The sequence below is a fragment of the Saccharopolyspora rectivirgula DSM 43747 genome (assembly GCF_000497205.1).
In the GTDB taxonomy this organism is placed as follows: domain Bacteria; phylum Actinomycetota; class Actinomycetes; order Mycobacteriales; family Pseudonocardiaceae; genus Saccharopolyspora; species Saccharopolyspora rectivirgula.
In genome coordinates, this window is the sequence record NZ_AYJW01000116.1 from 1 (window position 1) to 3371 (window position 3371).

Sequence of the window (3371 nt, forward strand, 5' to 3'; positions counted from 1 at the left end):
GATGAACAAGAAAAACGTATTGGCATCCCTGAAGAGAAGCGATCGAAGTGGGGCGAGCGCTTGGAGCGAATCAAGTTGAAGATTCGCCAGGCTGACAACAGCTTCTCGGACTCTCAAACGCTGACGATAGACGGCATCATGCACCTGATCGGCATGGTCGGCGCCGGCAAGAGCACACTGGTCGAGGTACTGGTCCTCTGGTGTCATCTACACCGCAAACGGGTTTGCGTAATCGCGGAGAACGTCACCTCAGTGCTTCGAAAAACGGTGCACCTACAAGCGCTCGGTATCAAAGCAACACCCGTGCTCGGACAATCAAATCGCGTCCAGCACCTAATCCGAGTGCACCGGTTGACCAACCCCGGTGATGGCCGGATCGCCCCGAGCACGAACCGCATGTTCGACTTCGTGAGCACGGCATGCTGGTTGGATGGGCTGCGCGATCACGCCGCAACCCCGTGGGACATCCGATATTCACCTTGTTCAGGCTTGGTTCCCGAGGGTGACAGCAGCAGCGGGGAGGCACAGAACAAGCGCCAGGTGCACAGCTGCCCAGCTTGGCACAGCTGTCCTCGGCATCAAGCATCACGCGATCTGGTCGATGCCGACGTGTGGGTGGCCACGACCGCAAGCCTGATTCATACCGCCGTTCCCCAGCAGCTCAATGCCGAACGGCTGCGGTACTTGGAGTTGGCGTGGCGACGCTGTGATCTGATCATCGTCGATGAGGCTGACCAGGTTCAAGCACAACTGGACTCCGTCTTCAGCCCAGAACAACAACTCATTGGTGAAGGCGACGATGCCTGGCTCGACGAGGTGATCGACCGCACCAAGAAGACCATTCGTCAAGCGGGTCGGGGGCCAATGCGCGACCCGTTGGTGCGGCGATGGCAACTCAACTTGAACAAAGCCAACGACGCTGTTGACATTATCTACTCAGCGTTGTCTCGTGACAGCGATCGACCACAACCAGCATTGTCCCGTCGCTGGTTGGACAAGGCGTACTTCACCGAGTGGACACTGTCCCAACAACTCGCTCAGTCCTGGGCGGGCTACGGTTCGGTCAAACCCAACACGCATCAACCCCAGCAAGGATGGGAAGCTGACCCGGTATACCTCCGCCTCCGGAGCGCATTCGACGAACTAATCGATGATCCACTTGGAACGAAGGACTCCAACGATCCCTTAACTCGAGATCTGGTCGAGCTGACCGCGCATATTCTGCGCGATGCCGACGAGTCGGTTCGATTGCGCCGGGTACGTGAGTGGCTTGAACAAGCTACCAAGAATCCACGCGAGGAAAACCTGCAGCTCACCATTGACGACCTCGATCGCCAAGCGGCGCGTTTGGAATTCACTCTAGCAGTCGCGGTACTTGCCCACTGTCTCAACCAGGCGATGAACCTGTTCCGCGCAATCGAGATCGTGCTCGGACTCGAGGGCGTTGCCTCGGCACTGTTTCACCGGGCACCACGTGACTACCAACCCGTGGTGCCCGAATCACCCATGGGCAATGTGTTGGGGTTCCAGTATCTCGAAGACGAGCACGGGCGCCGTCGCGGCCGTGCTCCCATGGGGCGATTGCGCTTCTTTCGATGCGGCGGCGTAGGTCGATGGATACTGTTGCATTTGCATGAGCTGTTCTTCACAGATGCTGATCGCGGACCCAACGTCTTGCTCCTGTCAGGAACCAGCTGGGCGGGAAAGTCGGCCCGGTACCACATCGACGTCCCCGTCACCGGAATCCTGAGCCCACCAGAGCAAGAACTCGACGCAATCAGTAAAAGCCGCTTCGAGTTTTTCCCGCTCTTCTCCGGTGACCATTCCTCTCCTATTCGAGTTTCCGGAAAATTCGGTGAAGATCGGGAATCGGCTCTGCGAGAGATGGTAGCCGAGTTGGCCGATCCAGGAGCAGGGAAAAGCATCCTTGAGCAGCGCCGAGACTCCCTTCCAGAAGATCGACAGAGGTTGTTGCTTCTGGTCGGAAGCTACGCCGAAGCCCGTATGGTTGCAGAACACCTGGTGAATCTGCACAGCAGCTGGAAAGACCAGATCCTGCATCTCGTAGCTGATGACGAGGAGTTCACCGACTCCTGGCGAGGCGTCAGAGGCCTACGTCGCTCGGAAGTCGCCACCCTTGCCAGCACATCAGCGTGGATTCTAGTCGCTCCGCTTCTGGCTGTCGAACGTGGACACAACATTCTCAACGAAGCCAACAAAGCCGCGATTGGTGCTGCCTATTTCCTCGTTCGACCCCACCCACGGCCGGATGACCTCAGCTACCTCATCCAACGAATCAACCAATGGGCGGCCCTCCAGATTCACAACGGATTCCCAGAAGTTGAAGAAGCTGATAGATCATCGCTGGGGCAGTGCGCACGCGCGTTCCGCTCTACCGCCCACCGCGAGTGGCGGCGGTTGCTCAACCTCAAACTCGCCTACAGCAATCTCCCTCGAGAAGAACGCCAAGCACTGGCTTGGACACAGCTCGTCACGATCTGGCAGGTCATCGGACGCCTTGTGCGCGGAGGCGTAGAGGCCAAGGTGTATTTCTGCGACGCCGCGTTCGCCCCGCACGCAGCCCAGCGAGCTCAGGACAGTACCGATGATGATTCGCTGAGCCTGCTCATCGGCATGCGTGACGTTCTCGCCTCGTACCTCAACTCTGCCTGCACTGACCCTGACAAGTATCTGGTCGACACCCTCTACAGGTGCCTTTACCAAGCGTTGTCCCGGACCGAAGGGCTCTGAGCAGCTATGGCTCGCTACAACCAGCTCAAGATCGCCGCTTTCCGCTTGCGCAACGATCACCTATGGCAACGGAAGTTGTACCGGCTTTGCTTCCCGGAGGACTGGAAAAGGCCGCTGATCGCCCTTGGACGATCACCACAGGACAGGCGTGATATCAAGTCAATTCCGATCGCGTTGCTGAACCAGGTGATCGCAGCACTAGTTCCCGATGTCATCACCGTCGCGAAAAAAGCGACCATCGGCGACAACAGCCCGTGGCTGTACAGCGACACACCCTTGGACACCGAGGCACTGTTCGCCATTGTCGCGGCCTGGATCCGTACTGAAGCAGGCACGAATGTCGCTAAAGCAGAGAAAATTCTCAACACGCTCAAACCCTCCGACCTGCAGTGGGAACCTCACGTCATCGATTTCACCACGCTCAGCAGCAGTACCAGCAAGAGGGAGACAACCCTCGACGATCTGTACCACCTTCTTCCCCACGTGCTGGCTGCCGAGCTGAGCAGCCCCGAGAAGTCCTTGGAACACCTGCGACCGAACAACCCCAAGAAACTTGACCAGGACGAGAAACCGACTGTGGTAGCGACTTCAACGTTTCGGCGCTGCCCCGCCCCGCAGGG

Annotated in this window: 2 protein-coding genes; both read left to right on the forward strand. The window is 58.3% G+C overall.

Annotated elements, in window-relative coordinates; genetic code table 11:
* A partial coding sequence (locus SREC43747_RS21450) for a hypothetical protein (protein ID WP_029722954.1) occupies window positions 1–2751 on the forward strand: 2751 nt, incomplete at its 5' end.
* Between the two features lie 6 nt (window positions 2752–2757).
* Window positions 2758–3371: pPIWI_RE module domain-containing protein (locus SREC43747_RS0118935; protein ID WP_029722955.1), on the forward strand; the 614-nt coding region annotated here is incomplete at its 3' end.